The organism is Streptomyces sp. NPDC046870 (genome assembly GCF_040704595.1).
GTDB lineage: Bacteria > Actinomycetota > Actinomycetes > Streptomycetales > Streptomycetaceae > Streptomyces > Streptomyces argyrophylli.
Genome location: NZ_JBEYXM010000018.1, coordinates 142,930 through 160,413, shown reverse-complemented (window position 1 = coordinate 160,413; position 17,484 = coordinate 142,930). Strand labels below are relative to the sequence as shown.

The following is a 17,484-nucleotide window of genomic DNA, read 5'->3' as shown; positions in this document are numbered from 1 at the left end:
ACGTACTCCCTGGAGGAGACCGGCCAGGCGGCCTACGACGTGCACCGCAACCTGCACCAGGGCAAGGTCGGCGTGCTCTGCCTCGCCCCCGAGGAAGGCCTGGGCGTGCGCGACGAGGAGATGCGCGCCAAGCACATCGACGCCATCCACCGCTTCCGGAACGTCTGAGAGCCGGGAGGTCACAGATGACAGAGCGTCAGACAGCGCCTGCCGCGCGGAAGGAAAAGGACCGGCCGTGGCTGATGCGGACGTACGCCGGTCACTCCACGGCGGAGGCGTCCAACGAGCTGTACCGGCGCAACCTGGCGAAGGGCCAGACCGGTCTGTCGGTGGCGTTCGACCTGCCGACGCAGACCGGCTACGACCCCGACCACATCCTCGCGCGCGGCGAGGTCGGCCGGGTGGGCGTGCCCGTCGCGCACCTCGGTGACATGCGCCGGCTGTTCCAGGACATCCCCCTGGAGCAGATGAACACCTCGATGACCATCAACGCCACCGCCATGTGGCTGCTGGCGCTCTACCAGGTCGTCGCGGAGGAGCAGGGCGCGGACATCACCAAGCTCCAGGGCACGACCCAGAACGACATCGTCAAGGAGTACCTGTCCCGGGGCACCCACGTCTTCCCGCCGGGACCCTCGCTCCGGCTGACGACGGACATGATCGCGTACACGGTCTCCCACATCCCGAAGTGGAACCCGATCAACATCTGCAGCTACCACCTGCAGGAGGCCGGGGCCACGCCGGTGCAGGAGATCGCGTACGCGATGTCCACCGCCATCGCCGTCCTCGACGCCGTGCGCGACTCCGGCCAGGTGCCGCCGGAGCGCATGGGGGACGTCGTCGCCCGTATCTCCTTCTTCGTGAACGCGGGCGTCCGCTTCATCGAGGAGATGTGCAAGATGCGCGCCTTCGGCCGCATCTGGGACAAGGTCACCCGTGAGCGGTACGGCATCGAGGACCCCAGGCAGCGCCGGTTCCGGTACGGCGTCCAGGTCAACTCGCTCGGCCTGACGGAGGCGCAGCCCGAGAACAACGTCCAGCGGATCGTGCTGGAGATGCTGGCGGTGACGCTCTCCAAGGACGCACGCGCGCGTGCCGTGCAGCTTCCCGCCTGGAACGAGGCGCTGGGCCTGCCCCGGCCCTGGGACCAGCAGTGGAGCCTGCGCATCCAGCAGGTCCTCGCCTACGAGAGCGACCTGCTGGAGTACGACGACATCTTCGAGGGCTCGAAGGTGGTCGAGGCCAAGGTGGACCAGCTGGTCGAGGACACCCTGGCGGAGATCGGCCGCATCCAGGAGATGGGCGGCGCGCTGGCCGCCGTGGAGTCCGGCTACCTCAAGTCGCAGCTGGTGGCCTCGCACGCCGAGCGCCGGGCGCGGATCGAGTCCGGCGAGGAGAAGATCGTCGGCGTCAACATCTTCGAGGGCACCGAGCCCAACCCGCTCACCGCCGACCTGGACACGGCCATCATGACGGTCGACCCGGCGGTCGAGGCCCGCGTCGTCGAGTCCCTCCGGCACTGGCGGGACACCCGCTACCAGCCGCCCTTCAACCACCCGCGTCCCTGCAAGGCGCTGGAGCGGCTGAAGGAGGCCGCCAAGGGCACCGACAACCTGATGGAGGCGACCCTGGAGTGCGCCCGCGCCGGGGTCACCACCGGCGAGTGGGCGGGCGCCCTGCGCGAGGTGTTCGGCGAGTACCGGGCGCCCACCGGGGTCTCCTCCGCGCCGGTGGCCGTCGCCGTCGAGGCGGGCTCGGCGCTCGCCGAGGTCCGCGCCAGGGTGGACGCCACCGCCCGTGAGCTGGGCGTCGCCCGCTTGCGCTTCCTGGTCGGCAAGCCGGGTCTGGACGGGCACTCCAACGGCGCCGAGCAGATCGCCGTCCGCGCGCGGGACGCCGGCTTCGAGGTGGTGTACCAGGGCATCCGGCTGACGCCCGAGCAGATAGTGGACGCGGCCCTGGCCGAGGACGTGCACGCCGTGGGCCTGTCGATCCTGTCGGGTTCACACGCCCGGCTGGTCCCCGATGTGCTCCAGCGGCTGCGTGTGGCCGGTGCCACAGATATACCGGTGATCGCCGGTGGCATCATCCCCAACGGTGACGCCGAGCAGCTGAGGGAAGCCGGCGTGGCCGCCGTCTTCACCCCGAAGGACTTCGACATCACCGGGATCATCGGCCGCATCGTCGACGAGATCCGCACAGCGAACAAGCTCGACCCCCTGGAGGTCCCCGCATGACCACCCCCGTCAACCGCCTTCGCCCGCGGCGTTCCTGCCTGGCCGTACCGGGCAGCAACCCGCGCTTCCTGGAGAAGGCGCAGGGCCTCCCCGCGGACCAGGTCTTCCTGGACCTGGAGGACGCGTGCGCGCCGCTCGCCAAGCCCGAGGCGCGGCACACCATCGTCAAGTTCCTCAACGAGGGCGACTGGACGGGCAAGACGCGTGTGGTCCGGGTGAACGACTGGACGACCGAATGGACGTACCGGGACGTCGTCACGGTGGTGGAGGGCGCGGGTCCGAACCTGGACTGCATCATGCTGCCGAAGGTGCAGAACGCCCAACAGGTCGTCGCCCTGGACCTGCTGCTGACGCAGATCGAGAAGACGATGGGCTTCGAGGTCGGCCGGATCGGCATCGAGGCCCAGATCGAGAACGCGCAGGGCCTGAACAACGTCAACGAGATCGCGCAGGCCTCCCCGCGCGTCGAGACGATCATCTTCGGCCCGGCCGACTTCATGGCCTCCATCAACATGAAGTCCCTGGTCGTGGGCGAGCAGCCGCCCGGCTACCCGGCGGACGCCTACCACTACATCCTGATGAAGATCCTGATGGCCGCCCGCGCCAACGACCTCCAGGCGATCGACGGCCCCTACCTGCAGATCCGCAACGTCGACGGCTTCCGCGAGGTCGCCGGCCGCGCCGCCGCGCTGGGCTTCGACGGCAAGTGGGTGCTGCACCCGGGACAGGTCGACGCCGCCAACGAGGTCTTCTCGCCGTCGCAGGAGGACTACGACCACGCCGAGCTGATCCTGGACGCGTACGACTACTACACGTCCGAGGCGGGCGGCAAGAAGGGCTCCGCGATGCTCGGCGACGAGATGATCGACGAGGCCAGCCGCAAGATGGCCCTGGTCATCGCCGGCAAGGGCCGCGCCGCCGGCATGCGGCGCACCAGCACGTTCGAGATCCCGGAGGCGTGACGGCGATGCAGTTCGGACGCACGTACGAGGAGTTCGAGGTCGGGGCGACGTACAAGCACTGGCCGGGCAAGACGGTCACGGAGTACGACGACCACCTGTTCTGTCTCCTCACCATGAACCACCACCCGCTCCACATGGACACCAACTACGCCGAGAAGACGACCGACTTCGGCAAGAACGTGGTGGTCGGGAACTACATCTACTCCCTGCTGCTCGGCATGTCCGTCCCGGACGTCTCCGGCAAGGCGATCGCCAACCTGGAGATCGAGTCGCTCAGGCACGTGGCGCCGACCTTCCACGGCGACACGGTCTACGGCGAGACGACCGTGCTGGACAAGTGGCCGTCGAAGTCGAAGGACGACCGCGGGATCGTCTACGTCGAGACCAAGGGCTACAAGCAGGACGGCACCCTGGTGTGCGTCTTCCGCCGCAAGGTGATGGTGCCCACCGAGACGTACATCAAGGAGCGCGGCGGCGAGCAGCCGGGCCGCCCCGAGCTCAAGGAGCAGGAGAAGTAGCCATGGCCCGTCTCGCCCAGACCGCCGGTCTGACCGACGTCCAGCAGGAGATCCTCTCCACCGTCCGGGACTTTGTCGACAAAGAGATCATCCCGGTCGCGACCGAGCTGGAGCACCGCGACGAGTACCCGCAGCAGATCGTGGACGGCCTGAAGGAGCTCGGCCTCTTCGGTCTGATGATCCCCGAGGAGTACGGCGGCCTGGGCGAGTCGCTGCTCACCTACGCGCTGTGCGTGGAGGAGATCGCCCGCGGCTGGATGTCGGTGTCCGGCATCATCAACACCCACTTCATCGTCGCGTACATGCTCAAGCAGCACGGCACGCAGGAGCAGAAGGACCACTTCCTGCCGAGGATGGCGGCCGGCGACGTCCGGGGCGCCTTCTCGATGTCGGAGCCCGGGCTGGGCTCGGACGTGTCGGCGATCACGTCGAAGGCGGTCAGGGACGGCGACGAGTACGTCCTGAACGGCCAGAAGATGTGGCTGACGAACGGCGGCACCTCCTCGCTCGTGGCCGTGCTGGTCCGCAGTGACGAAGGACACCCCGAGGGCACGGCGCCGCACAAGTCGATGACGACCTTCCTGGTCGAGAAGGAGCCGGGCTTCGGCGAGGTCCGCCCGGGCCTCACCATCCCCGGCAAGATCGACAAGATGGGCTACAAGGGCGTCGACACCACCGAGCTGATCATGGACGGACTGCGCGTTCCGGCCGATCGGGTGCTCGGCGGGGTCACCGGCCGAGGTTTTTACCAAATGATGGACGGCGTCGAGGTGGGCCGCGTCAATGTGGCGGCGCGTGGCTGCGGCGTCGCTCAGCGCGCCTTCGAACTGGGGGTCCGGTACGCCCAGCAGCGGCACACGTTCGGCAAGCCGATCGCCCAGCACCAGGCCATCCAGTTCAAGCTTGCGGAAATGGCGACCAAGGTCGAGGCCGCGCATGCGATGATGGTCAACGCGGCACGCAAAAAGGATTCCGGGGAACGAAACGACCTCGAAGCGGGGATGGCGAAGTACCTCGCCTCCGAGTACTGCAAGGAGGTCGTGGAGGACGCCTTCCGGATCCACGGCGGCTACGGCTTCTCCAAGGAGTACGAGATCGAGCGCCTCTACCGCGAGGCGCCGATGCTGCTCATCGGTGAAGGTACCGCCGAGATCCAGAAAATGATCATCGGGCGCAGGCTGCTCGAAGAGTATCGGTTCCAGGGCTGATTGTCCGGGTACGGGGTGTTTTCTTCGAGAAGAAGATCACACCCCGTAGACACTCTTCGGCCGCCGACTCGGCTTCCTGGCTTGCCCAGTTGTGGCCCGCGACCGGTACGATCCCGGGAAAGCCGCCGTCCCCCGTCAGAGCGCGGCATCATCCGCTACGAAGGTCATCCATGCCCCACAGCCAAACCTCTGCACCTCGCGACAGCCGAGCCGGCGTACGCCTCGCGCGCGGAGCATCGCCGTGGCTTCTCCCGACCGTCGCCACCGCAGCCCTCAGCCTGGCCCGCGCTCGCCGCTCGGGCGTCGCCAAGGCCGTCGCCGTGCCCGCCACCGCGCTCGCGGCGGGCATGCTGTGGTTCTTCCGCGACCCCGAGCGCGAGATCGCCCCGGGCCGGGTCATCTCGCCCGCCGACGGTGTGGTGCAGAGCATCATGCCGTGGAAGGACGGGCGTACCCGCGTCGCCATCTTCATGAGCCCGCTCAACGTGCACGTCAACCGCGCGCCCCTCGCGGGCACCGTGACGTCCGTCGAGCACATCCCCGGCGGCTTTGTTCCGGCTTTCAACAAGGAGAGCGAGAACAACGAGCGCGTAGTCTGGCATTTCGACACCGAACTCGGCGACATCGAGATGATCCAGATCGCCGGCGCGGTGGCCCGTCGCATCGTGCCCTACCTCCCCCAGGGCACGAAGGTCGAGCAGGGCGACCGTATCGGTCTGATCCGCTTCGGCTCGCGTGTCGACCTCTACCTGCCCGAGGGCGTGGAGGTCGCGGTCGAGGTCGGCCAGAAGACCGTGGCTGGGGTGACTCGCATTGACCGTGATTGATCCGGAGACCCAGGCGGGCTGGGTGCCCGAGGCGGACGGGGTGGACGACGAGGAGGAGATGCCTCTTTCCCTCCGCCTGTCGATAGCGGACACCCTGACGCTGGGCAACGCCACGTGCGGCTTCATGGCGGTGTACTTCACCACCACCGGCATCCTGATCCCGCACCTCACCGGCAGCCAGGAGTCCGGCATGGCCCGCCACAGCGCGGCCACGGCGGTCATCCTGATGCTCTGCGCGGCGGTCTTCGACCTGTTCGACGGGCTGGTGGCCCGCAAGCTGCGCTCGTCCCCGATGGGCGCGGAGCTGGACAACCTGTCCGACCTGATCAGCTTCGGACTGGCCCCCGCGTACTTCGTCCTCGTCTACGGCATGGTCGCGGACGACGCGCACCAGCGGGTGGCGGCGGTGGGCGCGATCGTGGTGCTGCTCGCCGTGGTGCTGAGACTGGCCCGCTTCAGCTGCGTGACCATGAAGGACGGCATGTTCCAGGGCATGCCCTCGCCGTTCGGCGCGCTGACGGTCGTCTCGATCGTGCTGCTGGAGCTGCCGTTCGTCGCGACGCTGCTGGCGATCCTCGGGACCGCGTGGCTGATGGTGAGCCGGGTGGAGTACCCGAAGCCGCGGGGGCGTCTCGCGGGCGCGATGCTCTCCTGGATCGTGCTGTCGATGGGGCTGCTGGCGGCGTGGGCCTTCGACGCGCCCAGCGGACAGCTGCTCCTCCAGACGGGCTGCGCGCTGCAGCTGGTGATGGGCGCGGTGATTCCGCTGTTCGCCACCGCGCGGCGGGTGAACAACTTCCGCGACAACCGTCGCGAGGCCCGGGCGGCGCAGTTGCCGTAGCGGCACGGGCAGGTGTACGACGAGGGGCCCCTACCCGGGTGGGCAGGGGCCCCTCGCTCGTGCTCGCGCACCCTGGGGGCTGCGCCCCCGCTCGGCCCACCGAGCCGAACGGTGGGCGGACCGGAGCTCCGAGGGCTGCGCCCCGGGGGCTCAGCTCAGGTGGTCCTCGGCCAGCCGCGCCGCGACCCGTTCCAGGATCGGCCCCGCGTCCGCGATGCACCTGGCGACGTCGGGCTCGACGGACGTCAGGGGGTAGGCCCGGGCGATGCCGGCCCGCAGCAGCGCCTCCGTCGGCAGCGCCAGCCGCCCGCACACCGCCACGACCTCCTTGCCCGCCGCCCGCGCCGCCGCGGCGACCCCCGCCGGCGCCTTGCCGTGCAGCGTCTGCTCGTCGAGCGACCCCTCCCCGGTGATCACCAGCGAGGCCCGCTCCAGGGCCGGCGCGAAGCCCAGCACGTCGAGCATCACCTCGATGCCGGGGCGGAACCGCGCACCGAGCAGCAGGGCGCCGTAGCCGATGCCCCCGGCCGCGCCCGCACCCGGCGCCGCCGCGTACCCGGCGGCCCGCGGCCCGGTCTCCGCTTCCAGCACCTTCGCGAAGTGGGCCAGCGCCGCGTCCAGCGTCGCCACGTCGTCCGGCGAGGCCCCCTTCTGCGGGCCGTACACCGCCGGCGCGCCCTGCGGGCCGGTCAGCGGGTTGTCGACATCGCTGGCCAGCACCAGCTCGACCGAGGACAGCCGCGGGTCCAGGCCGGACAGGTCCGCCCGCGCGAGGCCGGCGAGTCCGCCGCCGCCCGGCGGCACCGGCTCGCCCTCCTCGGTCAGGAACCGCGCGCCCAGCGCGGACAGCATGCCCGCGCCGCCGTCCGTCGTGGCGCTGCCGCCGACGCCGAACACGATCGTCCGCGCGCCCGCGTCGAGCGCGGCGCGCAGCAGCTCCCCGGAGCCGTACGTCGAGGCGGTCAGCGGTGCGAAGACCCCGGCGGGCAGCCGTTGCAGGCCGCTCGCCTCGGCCATCTCCACCACCGCGGTGCCTCCGCGCAGCGCGAACGCGGCCGTGACCTCATCGCCGAGCGGCCCGGCGACCCGCACCTCCCGGCGCTCGAAACCGGCCGCGACCGCCGCGTCCACGGTCCCGTCACCGCCGTCGGCCACGGGCAGCGCCTCCACCTGGAGGTCCGGCACGACCCGGCGCAGCCCGGCCGTCACCCGCTCGGCGACCTGCACGGCCGTCAGCGAGCCCTTGAACTTGTCCGCGGCGATGAGCACCCGACGGGTCTCGTTCACTGCAGCGTCCGCCACCTTGCATTCCCCTTGCTTCCGGGCCCCGCGCACGTCGGGGCCAGTCGCGCCGCTGTGACCATAACCGCAGGGCACCCCCGCCGTCATGCCCCGCCCGAACCCTGGTCAAGGCACTGGGAGACGGCCGGACGAAGTGGGTACACCCCTGCCATGAGCACCCAGCGCAGCGGTCCGGACCTGGCCGACCGCGTCCACGGCGGCTGGCTCGGCCGGATCGCGGGCAACATGCTCGGCAAGCCGGTCGAGCAGGGCGAGGTGTGGACGCGCGACCGCATCGACCGCTATCTGCGCCGGGCCGCGGCCCTGCCGCTGACCGACTACCTGCCCGAGCCGGCCGACGCGGAGGAGGCCGCCGTCCTGCGCCCGGAGTGGCGCGCCTGCGTGCGCGGCCGGATCCACGGCAGCTGCCGGGACGACGACGTCGACTACGCGATCCTCGGCCTGCACCTGCTGGAGACCCACGGCTTCGGCTTCAGCACCGAGCAGGTCGGCGACCTGTGGCTGCTCAGGCTGCCGTACCTGCAGACGTTCACGGCGGAGCGCGCCGCGTACCGCAACCTCGCCAACGGGCTGAAACCGCCGCTGACGGCGACGTACGACAACCCCTACCAGGAGTGGATCGGCGCGCTGATCCGCGCCGACGTCTACGGCTGGACCTGTCCCGGCGATCCCGTCCGGGCCGCCGGTCTGGCCCGCCGGGACGCGGTGCTCTCGCACACCGGCAACGGCGTGTACGGCGCGATGTGGGCGGCCGCGCTGATCTCGGCCGCGTTCACCGCCCCGGGCGTCCGGGACGCCCTGGACACCGCGCTCTCGGTCGTCCCGGCGAGCAGCCGGCTGGCCCGGACCGTGCGGCGGGTGGCGAGCCTGCACGAGGCGCGGCTGCCCTGGGAGGAGACCCTGGCCACGGTGTCCGCGGAGACCGCGGGGCTCGGCTGGATCCACACGGTCCCGAACGCCGCCGTCCTCACCGCCGGACTGCTGTACGGCGACGGCGACTTCACCCGGACCATCGCCCTGACCGTGCGCGGCGGCCTGGACACCGACTCCAACGGGGCGACGGCCGGTTCGGTGGCCGGGGTCCTCACCGGGGCGCAGGCCGTTCCGGCGCACTGGCGGGACCCGCTGGAGGACACGGTGCGCAGCGCGGTGTTCGGCTTCGACGGCGTGCGGATCAGCGCGCTGGCCGAACGCACCCTGCGCCTTGCGACGAGCGGGACGTAGCCGGCGGCCGGCTGGTTACCCTTCCCCAATGACCACGACCCAGGATTTCGCCGCGTACATCGCGAGCCTGCCCCGTGTCCTCGCCGGGGCCGCCGCCCTCTTCCGGGACGCCGAGGGGCGGGTGCTGCTCGTCGAACCCAACTACCGTGACGGCTGGGCCCTTCCGGGCGGGACCATCGAGTCCGACGACGGGGAGACGCCGCGCCAGGGTGCCCGCCGGGAGACGCTGGAGGAGATCGGGCTCGACCGGGAACTCGGCCGGCTGCTGGCCGTGGACTGGGTGCACGGCAGGGGCCGGCCGCCGCTGGTGGCGTACCTGTACGACGGCGGTGTCCTGACCGGGGACGAGCTGAAGGCCATCCGTCTGCAGGAGGAGGAGCTGCTCTCCTGGCGCCTGGTCGCCCGCGAGGACCTCACCGCCCATCTGCCCGGGGCGCTGGGCCGCCGCGTACTGGCCGCGCTGGACGTCCTCGCGGACGGCTCCGGCACGGCGGAACTGGAGAACGGCCACCGCGTGGCCTGACCGTCCGGCCCGCCGTACGGCCGACCGGCCCCGCGTGTCGCGCGGCCCGCCGCCCACCGCGCGTCGTCCCGCGCCTGTGTGCGGCGCCCGCGGTTATCCGCTCGCGGCGGCCACGCCGCCCGCCCTACCCTCGGTGCCATGGCCAAGCCCCTCGTCGCCCTGCTCAGCGGGGCCGGTATCTCCACCGACTCCGGCATCCCGGACTACCGCGGGCCGAACGGACTGTGGCGGCGCGACCCGGAGGCCGAGAAGCTCGTGACGTACGAGTACTACATGACGGACCCGGAGATCCGGCGGCGCTCCTGGCAGATGCGCCGCGAGAACCGGACGCTCCAGGCCCGGCCGAACGCGGCGCACCGGGCCGTCGCCGAGCTGGAGAGGCCCGGCGTCCCGGTCCGGGTCATCACGCAGAACGTGGACGGCCTGCACCAGCTCGCCGGTATGCCCGCCCGCAAGGTGCTCGAACTCCACGGCAGCGCCCGCGGCGTGGTGTGCACCGGGTGCGGGGCCCGGGGGCCGATGGAGGACGCCCTCGCCCGGGTGGAGGCCGGCGAGACGGACCCGCCGTGCCTGGAGTGCGGCGGCATCCTGAAGTCGGCGACGGTGATGTTCGGCGAGCGGCTGGACCCGGTGGTCCTCGGGCAGGCCGTGGCGGTCACCAAGGCCTGCCAGGTGTTCATCGCCGTCGGCAGCAGCCTCCAGGTGCAGCCCGCCGCCGGCCTCGCCGGCGTGGCCGCCGACCACGGCGCGCGCCTCGTCATCGTGAACGCCGAGCCCACGCCCTACGACGACCGGGCCGACGAGGTCGTCCGGGAACCGATCGGCACCGCGCTGCCCGCGCTCCTGCGCACGCTGAGCGGCTGAGGACGCCCGGCCGGCGCCGTCGGCGGGGCCGGACCGGGGTCAGAACAGCACGGATCCCCGTTCGAAGTCCAGCAGGCGGCGCTTGCGGTCCAGGCCGCCGCCGTAGCCGGTGAGGCTGCCGTCGGAGCCGATCACACGGTGGCAGGGGACGATGATGCCCACGGGATTGCGGCCGTTGGCGAGGCCCACGGCGCGGGAGGCCCGGGGGTTGCCGAGGGCGTCGGCCAGTTCGCCGTAGGTGCGGGTCTCGCCGTACGGGATGGCGGTCAGCTGCCGCCAGACGTCGCGCTGGAACGGTGTGCCGTGCAGGCCGAGCCGGACGGTGAACTCCTTGGTCTCGCCCGAGAAGTACGCCGTCAGCTGCTCGGCCGTCTCGGCGAAGACGGGCAGGCTGTCGTCGCGCGGGCCGAACCGCTCCTCGCCGGGGCGGTGCCGCTGGTCCACCATGTACAGGCCGCACAGGGCGCCGTCGGCGTCGGCGACGAGGGTGAGCGGCCCGTACGGGCTGTCGATCACGGTGTGGTGGTTCATCGGAGCCCTTCAGGCCGGGAGGAAGTTGATCGGGTGGCTGTCCGTCGCCCACAGGTACTGCACCGCGTACGACCGCCAGGGCCGCCACGTCTCCGCGCGGGCGGTGAGCGCGGCCGGGGTGGCCGGCAGGCCCAGCTCCTTCGCGGCGCGCCGGATGCCGAGGTCGGTGGGGAGGAAGGCGTCGGGGTCACCGAGGGCGCGCATGGCGATGACGTCCACCGTCCAGGGCCCGAAGCCGGGCAGCGCGAGCAGCCGGGCCCGGGCCTCGGCCCAGTCGGCCTCCACGCCGAGGTGCAGGCCGCCGTCGGCGAGTTCGCGGACGAGGGTGGTGAAGGTGGTGCGCCGGGTCCGGGGCATCGCCAGGCTCTCGGGGTCGACGGCGGCCAGCGCCTCGGGTGAGGGGAACAGGTGGGTGAGGCCGCCCTCGGGGTCGTCCAGGGGCTTGCCGTGCGCGGTGACCAGGCGGGCCGCGTGGGTGCGGGCGGCGGCCGTGGAGACCTGCTGTCCGAGCACGGCCCGGACGGCGAACTCGGCCTCGTCGACCGTGCGCGGCACCCGGCGGCCCGGGGCCCGGTCGACCAGGGGCGCGAGGGAGGGGTCGGTGCGCAGATGGCCGTCGACCGCCAGCGGGTCGGCGTCCAGGTCGAGCAGGCGGCGGCAGCGGCTGATGGCCACGGTCAGATCGCGCAGGTCGCTCAGGGTGAGGCGGCAGGCGATGTGGTCGGGGCGGGGCGCGAGCGCGGCGATGCCGTGGCCGTACGGCAGTCGCAGGGTGCGGCGGTAGGCGCCGTCGCGCCACTCCTCGACACCGGGCACGGCGGTGGCGGCGAGGTGGCCGAACAGGTTGGACGGGTTCAGCGGGGCGCGGAAGGGCAGCCGCAGGGAGAGCACGCCGGGGGTGCCCGCGCCGCTCTTCGGGGCCCGGGCGCGCAGCTCGCTCGGGGACAGCGCGAAGACCTCGCGGACGGTGTCGTTGAAGGCGCGGACGGAGGCGAATCCGGCCGCGAACGCGATCTCGGCCATCGGCAGGGCCGTGGTCTCGATGAGCAGCCGCGCGGTCTGGGCCCGCTGCGCGCGGGCGAGTGCGAGGGGGCCGGCGCCCAGCTCGGCGAGGAGCTGGCGCTCCACCTGCCGGGTGCTGTAGCCGAGCCGGGCGGCGAGCCCCGGCACGCCCTCGCGGTCCACGACCCCGTCGGCGATCAGCCGCATGGCCCGGGCGACGAGGTCGGCGCGCGCGTTCCACTCCGGGGAACCCGGGCTGGTGTCCGGGCGGCAGCGCTTGCAGGCCCGGAACCCGGCGTTCTGGCAGGCGGCGGCGCTCGGGTAGAACGTCATGTTCTCCGGCTTGGGCGGCACGACCGGGCAGCTCGGCCGGCAGTAGATCCGGGTGGTCAGGACGGCCGTGAAGAACCATCCGTCGAAGCGCGCGTCCTTGGACCGCACGGCGCGTACGCAGTGCTCCCGGTCGAGGGGCATCCCTGTCTGCATACGTCCAGCATGGCCCGGCGCGCGCCCCGGCCGCTGGCGGGAATCCGACATCAATGTGGGCCTGGCCAGGACCCCCGGCCGCTTATCTCATGATCGAGCGGTCTCTCGCACCTCACTCAGGTGTTCGGTTCCGTGGCGGAAGCGGGTGATCCAGTCGGCGGTGGCCCGCAGACCGCCGAACGTGTAGAAGTGCACCTTCACCGTGCCGTGCCGGGCCGGGTCGTAGCGGTCGGCCAGTGCGTGCAGGAAGCGGTCCGGGCCGGCCGTGCCCATCAGGTTGGTCAGCGAGAGGCCGTACTTGCGGGCCACGGAGGCACTGGTGCCGACGCCGAACCGGCCGGCGTAGCGCAGCAGCCGGCGCACCCCCGCCGGTCCGGGGACGCCGACGCGGACGGGCAGGGTCACGCCCCGCGCGCGGAGGGCCTCCAGCCAGGCGAGCACCGGGTCGACGTCGAAGCCGAACTGGGTGATGACGTCGCCCGTGAACCGGTCGGCCCCGAGGACCGCCGCCTTGTCCGTGAGCGCCGACCACAGCAGCCGGTCGGCTATGCCGGGGTGGCCCTCGGGGTAGCCGGCGATCCCCACGTGCCGGACGCCGTGGGGACGCAGCAGCCCGGTGCGCAGGACGGCGAGGGCGTCCTCGTAGGGCCCCTCGGGCCGGGCCGGGTCGCCGCCGACGACGAACACGTTCCCGGCGGTGCCGTCGGCCGCGAGCCCGGCGAGGAACTCCTCCAGGGCGGCCCGGGAGGGCAGGCGGCGGGCGGAGAGGTGCGGTACGGGGACGAAACCGAGCCGTTTGACCGCCCGGGCGGCGGCCAGCCGGGTCGGGGTGTCCTCGCCGGCCAGGAACGTGATGTTGATCCGGGTGCCGGGCGGGATGCCGTCCCGCGCCTCCTCCAGCCCGGGCACGTCCTTGCCGGTCATCTCCAGGGAGAAGTCGTCCAGCAGCGCGGGGTCCATCGTGCTCCTCGTGCTCCTCGTACTCCTCGTGCTCCTCGTACGGCGACACGGCGCGCCGCGGCCGCCACGGGGGGTGCGGGCCCGGCCGATGATGTCATGCGGGGTCGGTGTTCGTGTGGGCCGGGGGCGGGGACGGCTGGTGGGCGGGCGGACCGCGGCGAGGCCGGTGGGCCGGTGAGGACGGAACGCTGATGTCCGTCCCGTGCCGGGTTATGGACCGGTGAAACGGGCCTTGTTTGGTTCTGGTCGTCGGGCCAAGGGGTGGGCAGGGTGGGGGTTCCGATCGTCGAGGAGGTCCCGTTGAGCGTTTCGTCGAACCCGGCAGCCCGAGCGGTGGTGGCGTGACCGTGCGATTCCGGCATGCCGAACCGGTCCGGGCCGCCTTCCCCGGCCTGTCCGCCGGTGCGCTGTACGCCGCCGGCGTCGGCGCCCCCGTGGACACCGGGCCCCGCGCCGCCGCGTACACCGCCCGGGCCGTCGCACGGCTGGCGGGAGCCACCGAGGGCGAGTTCCCCGAGGTGCTGGCCTGGCGGCGGGCCTTCGCCCGGATGGGGCTGAAGCCGACGCAGTACCGGTCCGCCTCCGAGTCACTGCTGCGCCGGCTGCGCAAGGAGGGCGCGCTGCCGCGCATCCATCCGCTGGTGGACCTGTGCAACGCGATCTCGGTGGCGTACGCCGTTCCGGTGGCCGTCCTCGACGTCGACCGGATCACCGGGCCGCTGCTGGAGGTGCGCCCGGCCCTCGGGGACGAGACGTACACGGCGTTCGGCGGCGCCGTCGAGCGTCCGTCACCCGGCGAGGTGACCTTCGTCGACTCCGCGGGCCGGGCCCACGCCCGCCGCTGGACGCACCGGCAGAGCGGCCACTCGGCGGTCGGCACGCACACCGGGAGGGTGCTGGTGGTGACGGAGGCGATGCACGAGGGCGGCGCGCAGAGCGTGGCCGAGGTGCTGAAGACGGTCGAGGAGGAGGTGGCGGCGCACTGGGCGGCCACCACGGCGGCGGCCGTGCTCACCCCGGCCGCCGCGGAGTTCGTCTTCGGGGACTGACCGGCCGAGGGCAGTATGGGCGGGGTGGACGAGGGGCGGGACACGGTGGAGATGCCGGCACGCGGCTCGGACTTCCTGCAACTGGCGGTCACCGACGTGCCCGCGGGCGGGAAGGCGGAGTGGCTGGCCGCACGGCTGCGGCAGGCCATAGCCGACGGCCGGCTGACGGTGGGCAGCAGACTGCCGCCGACCCGGGTGCTCGCCGCGGAACTGCGCGTGTCGCGGGGCGTGGTGACCGAGGCGTACCGGCGCCTCGCCGAGGACGGCCAGGTGGCGGGCCGCCGCCGCGGCGGCACGGTGGTGGTGGCGGCGCCGTTCGCCACCGTGCCGCCGCCGGCTGCGGGTGAGCGGCCCGGGGACGGGGGCGTGCCGCGAACGGGGGACGCGGCGGGTGCGAGCGGGTCGCCGGGTGTGCGGGGGGTGGGCGGCGGGAACGGTGCCGGTGCCTCAAGCGCCGGCGTCGCCGGTGGGCGGGGCCGCCCGGGTGACGCCGGCGACCTGGCCGGGTCGTCCGGGCGTGAGCGTGCCGGCCGGCCGGAAGGGCGGTACGCCGGTCAGGGAGCGGACGACGGGCCCGCCCGCCCGTGCGCCGGTGACCGCGTCGGCGGGTCCGCCGGGCCGCATCCCGGGGAGGGCGGTGGATCCGGCGGGCTGTTCGGTGGGGACCCAGGCGCGGAGGTGTTCGACGCCTTGCGGGCCGCGCCGGCCGCCGTCGACTTCACGCCTGGCCGGCCCGACCTCACCACCTTTCCCCGCGCCGCCTGGCTGCGGGCCGAGCGGGCCGTGCTGGCCGAACTCTCCGCCGAGCAGCTCGGCTACGGCGACCCGCGCGGCGCGTCCCCGCTGCGGCGGGCCGTCGCCGACTGGCTCGCGCGGGTGCGGGGAGTGCGCGTGGACCCGGACGCGGTGCTGATCGTCGCGGGCACCGCGCAGGCGCTCACCCTGCTGCACCCGGTGCTGCGGGCGGACGGCGTCCACGCGGTCGCGGTGGAGGAGCCCGGCTCGCTGGGGGCCCGCCAGCACCTGCGCAACGGTGGCCTGGCCACCCCGCCGGTGCCGGTCGACGAGGAGGGCGTACGGGTCGACGCGCTGCGGGCGACCGGCGCCCGGGCCGTCCTGCTCACGCCCGCCCATCAGTTCCCCACCGGCGTGGTGCTCAGCGGCGAACGCCGTCGGGAACTGCTGGAGTGGGCGCGGCACGGCGGGCTGATCCTGGAGGACGACTACGACGCGGAGCACCGCTACGACCGGCCCCCGGTCCCGGCGCTGCGCGCCCTGCTGGCCGACCGGGTCTGCTACCTGGGCAGTGTGTCGAAACTGCTCGCGCCTGCGCTGCGGATCGGCTGGCTGGTGGCACCGGCCCGCTACCGCACGGCGCTGACCGACGCCAAACGCTTCAACGACCTGGGCAACGCGGTGCTGCCGCAGCTGGTGCTCGCCCGGCTGATGCGGTCCGGGGAGCTGGAGCGGCACCTGCGGCTGGTGCGCGGGCGCCACCGCAGGCGCAGGGACGCGATGATCGCCGCGCTCGCCGAGCACCTTCCGGGGGCGCGGGTGCACGGGGCCGCGGCGGGCCTGCACCTGACGGTGACGTACGCCTCCGACGTGCCCGACACGGAGTTCGCGGCGGCGGCGCTCGCGCGGGGTGTGAAGTGCCAGCCGCTGTCCTGGCACCGGCAGGCGCCCGGACCGCCCGGTCTCGTCCTCGGTTACGCGGCCACCGCGCCGGGTGTCGTGGCGCAGGGCGTGGCGCTGCTCGGCAGGACCCTGCGTGAGCTGGGGTGACGGGGGCGGGCCGGACGCCGGCGGGGTCTCAGCCCGCCGCCTCGTGACCGGATTCGTGGCCGGACGCCAGCGCCCAGAGCACGAAGACGTCGATGGCCAGCAGGATCAGTGACCACACGGGCGCGTACGGCAGGAACAGGAACTGGGTGATGAGGCTGAACGCGACGAGGACCATACCGACGGCTCGGGCCCAGGCCATGTGCATGAGCAGGCCCACGCCCGTCGCCAGGACCAGGGCGCCGATGACGATGTGGATCGTGCCCCAGCCGGTGAGGTTCATCTTGTAGATGTAGCTGCCGATGCGGTAGTAGACGGCGTCCCCGGTGACGGCGGCGATCCCCTGGAAGAGGGCGAGGAGGCCGCTGCACACCATCAGGACCCCGGCGAACGTCACGCCGCCGGTCGCCCAGGCGCCGCTCCGGGCGCCGGGCTGCCGCGGCGGCCACTTGCCGCCCGGGCTGGTCGGTCCGGTGGGCTGCGCTGCCTGGCTCATGAGCGTGTCCTTTCTGCCTCCCCGTTCGTCCGGATGCCCGCGCGCTCCCGGGGAGCGGGTGGGCACTCCGAGCGTTGGCCAGGCAGCCGCCGGGCGCACCGAGGGATACGCCGTTCGGGTGGCATCGCTCGATCGGCCGGAGCCGGTCGGCGGCGGCGTGCGTCAGCCGGCCTGCCGGGCGAACGCCGCGTACGCCCGTTCGTCGAAGAGCACGAACCGCGCCTCCTCCACCGCCGTCGGCGTGTTCCGTACGGTCTCCACCGCGATGCGGGCCGCGTCCTGCATCGGCCACCGGTAGACGCCGGTGGAGACGGCCGGGAAGGCGACGGTCCGGGCGCCGAGTTCGTCGGCGACGCGCAGGGACTCGCGGTAGCAGGAGGCGAGCAGGCCGGAGCGGTCCTCGGTGGCGGACCAGACGGGTCCCACGGTGTGGATCACCCAGCGGGCGTCCAGGTCGCCCGCCGTGGTGGCGACCGCCCGGCCCGTGGGGAGGCCCTTTCCGTACCGGGAGGCGCGCAGGGCGCGGCACTCCTCGAGGATGGCGGGGCCGCCCCGGCGGTGGATCGCGCCGTCCACGCCTCCGCCGCCGAGCAGGAAGGAGTTGGCCGCGTTGACGATGGCGTCGGCGTGCTGCCGGGTGATGTCGCCCTGGACGAGGGTGATGGCGGTCAT

17 protein-coding genes and 1 pseudogene are annotated in these 17,484 nt (G+C 73.0%); 12 read left to right on the top strand and 6 right to left on the bottom strand.

Going from position 1 to position 17,484, the window contains the following annotated elements:
- The 7 genes and pseudogenes from AB0946_RS30215 to pssA form a co-directional block, all read left to right on the top strand.
- Window positions 1–168: pseudogene (locus AB0946_RS30215) on the top strand (crotonyl-CoA carboxylase/reductase); the annotation flags it as partial.
- 17 nt (window positions 169–185) lie between these two features.
- Complete coding sequence (locus tag AB0946_RS30210) at window positions 186–2,237, top strand: protein meaA (protein ID WP_366763829.1); 2,052 nt, start codon at window positions 186–188, stop codon at window positions 2,235–2,237.
- Window positions 2,234–3,199 (top strand): CoA ester lyase, encoded by a 966-nt coding sequence (locus AB0946_RS30205; protein ID WP_014675984.1) that lies wholly within the window; start codon window positions 2,234–2,236, stop codon window positions 3,197–3,199. Before AB0946_RS30210 ends, AB0946_RS30205 begins: the two co-directional genes overlap by 4 nt.
- 5 nt (window positions 3,200–3,204) lie before the next feature.
- Window positions 3,205–3,717: a MaoC family dehydratase gene (locus AB0946_RS30200; RefSeq protein WP_366763828.1), complete on the top strand. Its 513-nt coding sequence runs from the start codon at window positions 3,205–3,207 to the stop codon at window positions 3,715–3,717.
- Window positions 3,718–3,719: 2 nt separating this feature from the next.
- Entirely contained in the window at window positions 3,720–4,925 is a 1,206-nt protein-coding gene (locus AB0946_RS30195) for an acyl-CoA dehydrogenase family protein (protein WP_366763827.1), read from the top strand.
- Between the two features lie 170 nt (window positions 4,926–5,095).
- The gene (locus AB0946_RS30190; protein WP_171151175.1) at window positions 5,096–5,752 is read left to right on the top strand and encodes a phosphatidylserine decarboxylase; all 657 of its coding nucleotides are present in this window, start codon (window positions 5,096–5,098) and stop codon (window positions 5,750–5,752) included.
- 22 nt (window positions 5,753–5,774) lie between these two features.
- A complete protein-coding gene (pssA, locus tag AB0946_RS30185; RefSeq protein WP_171159550.1) occupies window positions 5,775–6,593 on the top strand; it encodes a CDP-diacylglycerol--serine O-phosphatidyltransferase in 819 nt (272 codons plus the stop codon).
- A gap of 150 nt (window positions 6,594–6,743) precedes the next feature.
- On the opposite strand, the gene AB0946_RS30180 is transcribed toward pssA, so the two are convergent.
- On the bottom strand, window positions 6,744–7,880 hold the full coding sequence (locus tag AB0946_RS30180; protein WP_366763826.1) for a glycerate kinase: 1,137 nt from the start codon (window positions 7,878–7,880) through the stop codon (window positions 6,744–6,746).
- Between the two features lie 165 nt (window positions 7,881–8,045).
- Between AB0946_RS30180 and AB0946_RS30175 the strand changes: the two genes are divergently transcribed.
- The 3 genes from AB0946_RS30175 to AB0946_RS30165 all read left to right on the top strand — a co-directional run bounded on the left by AB0946_RS30175 (window position 8,046) and on the right by AB0946_RS30165 (window position 10,506).
- Complete coding sequence (locus AB0946_RS30175) at window positions 8,046–9,119, top strand: ADP-ribosylglycohydrolase family protein (protein ID WP_366763825.1); 1,074 nt, start codon at window positions 8,046–8,048, stop codon at window positions 9,117–9,119.
- A 28-nt stretch (window positions 9,120–9,147) separates the two neighbouring features.
- A complete protein-coding gene (locus AB0946_RS30170; protein ID WP_366763824.1) occupies window positions 9,148–9,642 on the top strand; it encodes an NUDIX hydrolase in 495 nt (164 codons plus the stop codon).
- 138 nt (window positions 9,643–9,780) lie between these two features.
- The gene (locus AB0946_RS30165) at window positions 9,781–10,506 is read left to right on the top strand and encodes a Sir2 family NAD-dependent protein deacetylase (protein ID WP_366763823.1); all 726 of its coding nucleotides are present in this window, start codon (window positions 9,781–9,783) and stop codon (window positions 10,504–10,506) included.
- A gap of 39 nt (window positions 10,507–10,545) precedes the next feature.
- Here AB0946_RS30165 and AB0946_RS30160 read toward each other — a convergent pair whose 3' ends face one another.
- From AB0946_RS30160 to AB0946_RS30150, 3 genes are all read right to left on the bottom strand, one after another.
- Entirely contained in the window at window positions 10,546–11,037 is a 492-nt protein-coding gene (locus AB0946_RS30160) for a methylated-DNA--[protein]-cysteine S-methyltransferase (protein WP_366763822.1), read from the bottom strand.
- A 9-nt stretch (window positions 11,038–11,046) separates the two neighbouring features.
- Complete coding sequence (locus tag AB0946_RS30155; RefSeq protein WP_366763821.1) at window positions 11,047–12,525, bottom strand: AlkA N-terminal domain-containing protein; 1,479 nt, start codon at window positions 12,523–12,525, stop codon at window positions 11,047–11,049.
- 87 nt (window positions 12,526–12,612) lie between these two features.
- Entirely contained in the window at window positions 12,613–13,485 is an 873-nt protein-coding gene (locus tag AB0946_RS30150; RefSeq protein ID WP_366763820.1) for a methylenetetrahydrofolate reductase, read from the bottom strand.
- Between the two features lie 341 nt (window positions 13,486–13,826).
- Between AB0946_RS30150 and AB0946_RS30145 the strand changes: the two genes are divergently transcribed.
- Window positions 13,827–14,534: a phenylalanine--tRNA ligase beta subunit-related protein gene (locus AB0946_RS30145; RefSeq protein WP_366763819.1), complete on the top strand. Its 708-nt coding sequence runs from the start codon at window positions 13,827–13,829 to the stop codon at window positions 14,532–14,534.
- Window positions 14,535–14,585: 51 nt separating this feature from the next.
- Window positions 14,586–16,319 (top strand): PLP-dependent aminotransferase family protein, encoded by a 1,734-nt coding sequence (locus AB0946_RS30140; protein WP_366763835.1) that lies wholly within the window; start codon window positions 14,586–14,588, stop codon window positions 16,317–16,319.
- A 28-nt stretch (window positions 16,320–16,347) separates the two neighbouring features.
- On the opposite strand, the gene AB0946_RS30135 is transcribed toward AB0946_RS30140, so the two are convergent.
- Window positions 16,348–16,812 (bottom strand): hypothetical protein, encoded by a 465-nt coding sequence (locus AB0946_RS30135; protein ID WP_366763818.1) that lies wholly within the window; start codon window positions 16,810–16,812, stop codon window positions 16,348–16,350.
- Between the two features lie 162 nt (window positions 16,813–16,974).
- Window positions 16,975–17,484 carry an O-acetyl-ADP-ribose deacetylase gene (locus tag AB0946_RS30130; RefSeq protein ID WP_366763817.1) on the bottom strand — a complete coding sequence of 170 codons (510 nt, stop codon included), beginning with the start codon at window positions 17,482–17,484 and terminating at the stop codon, window positions 16,975–16,977.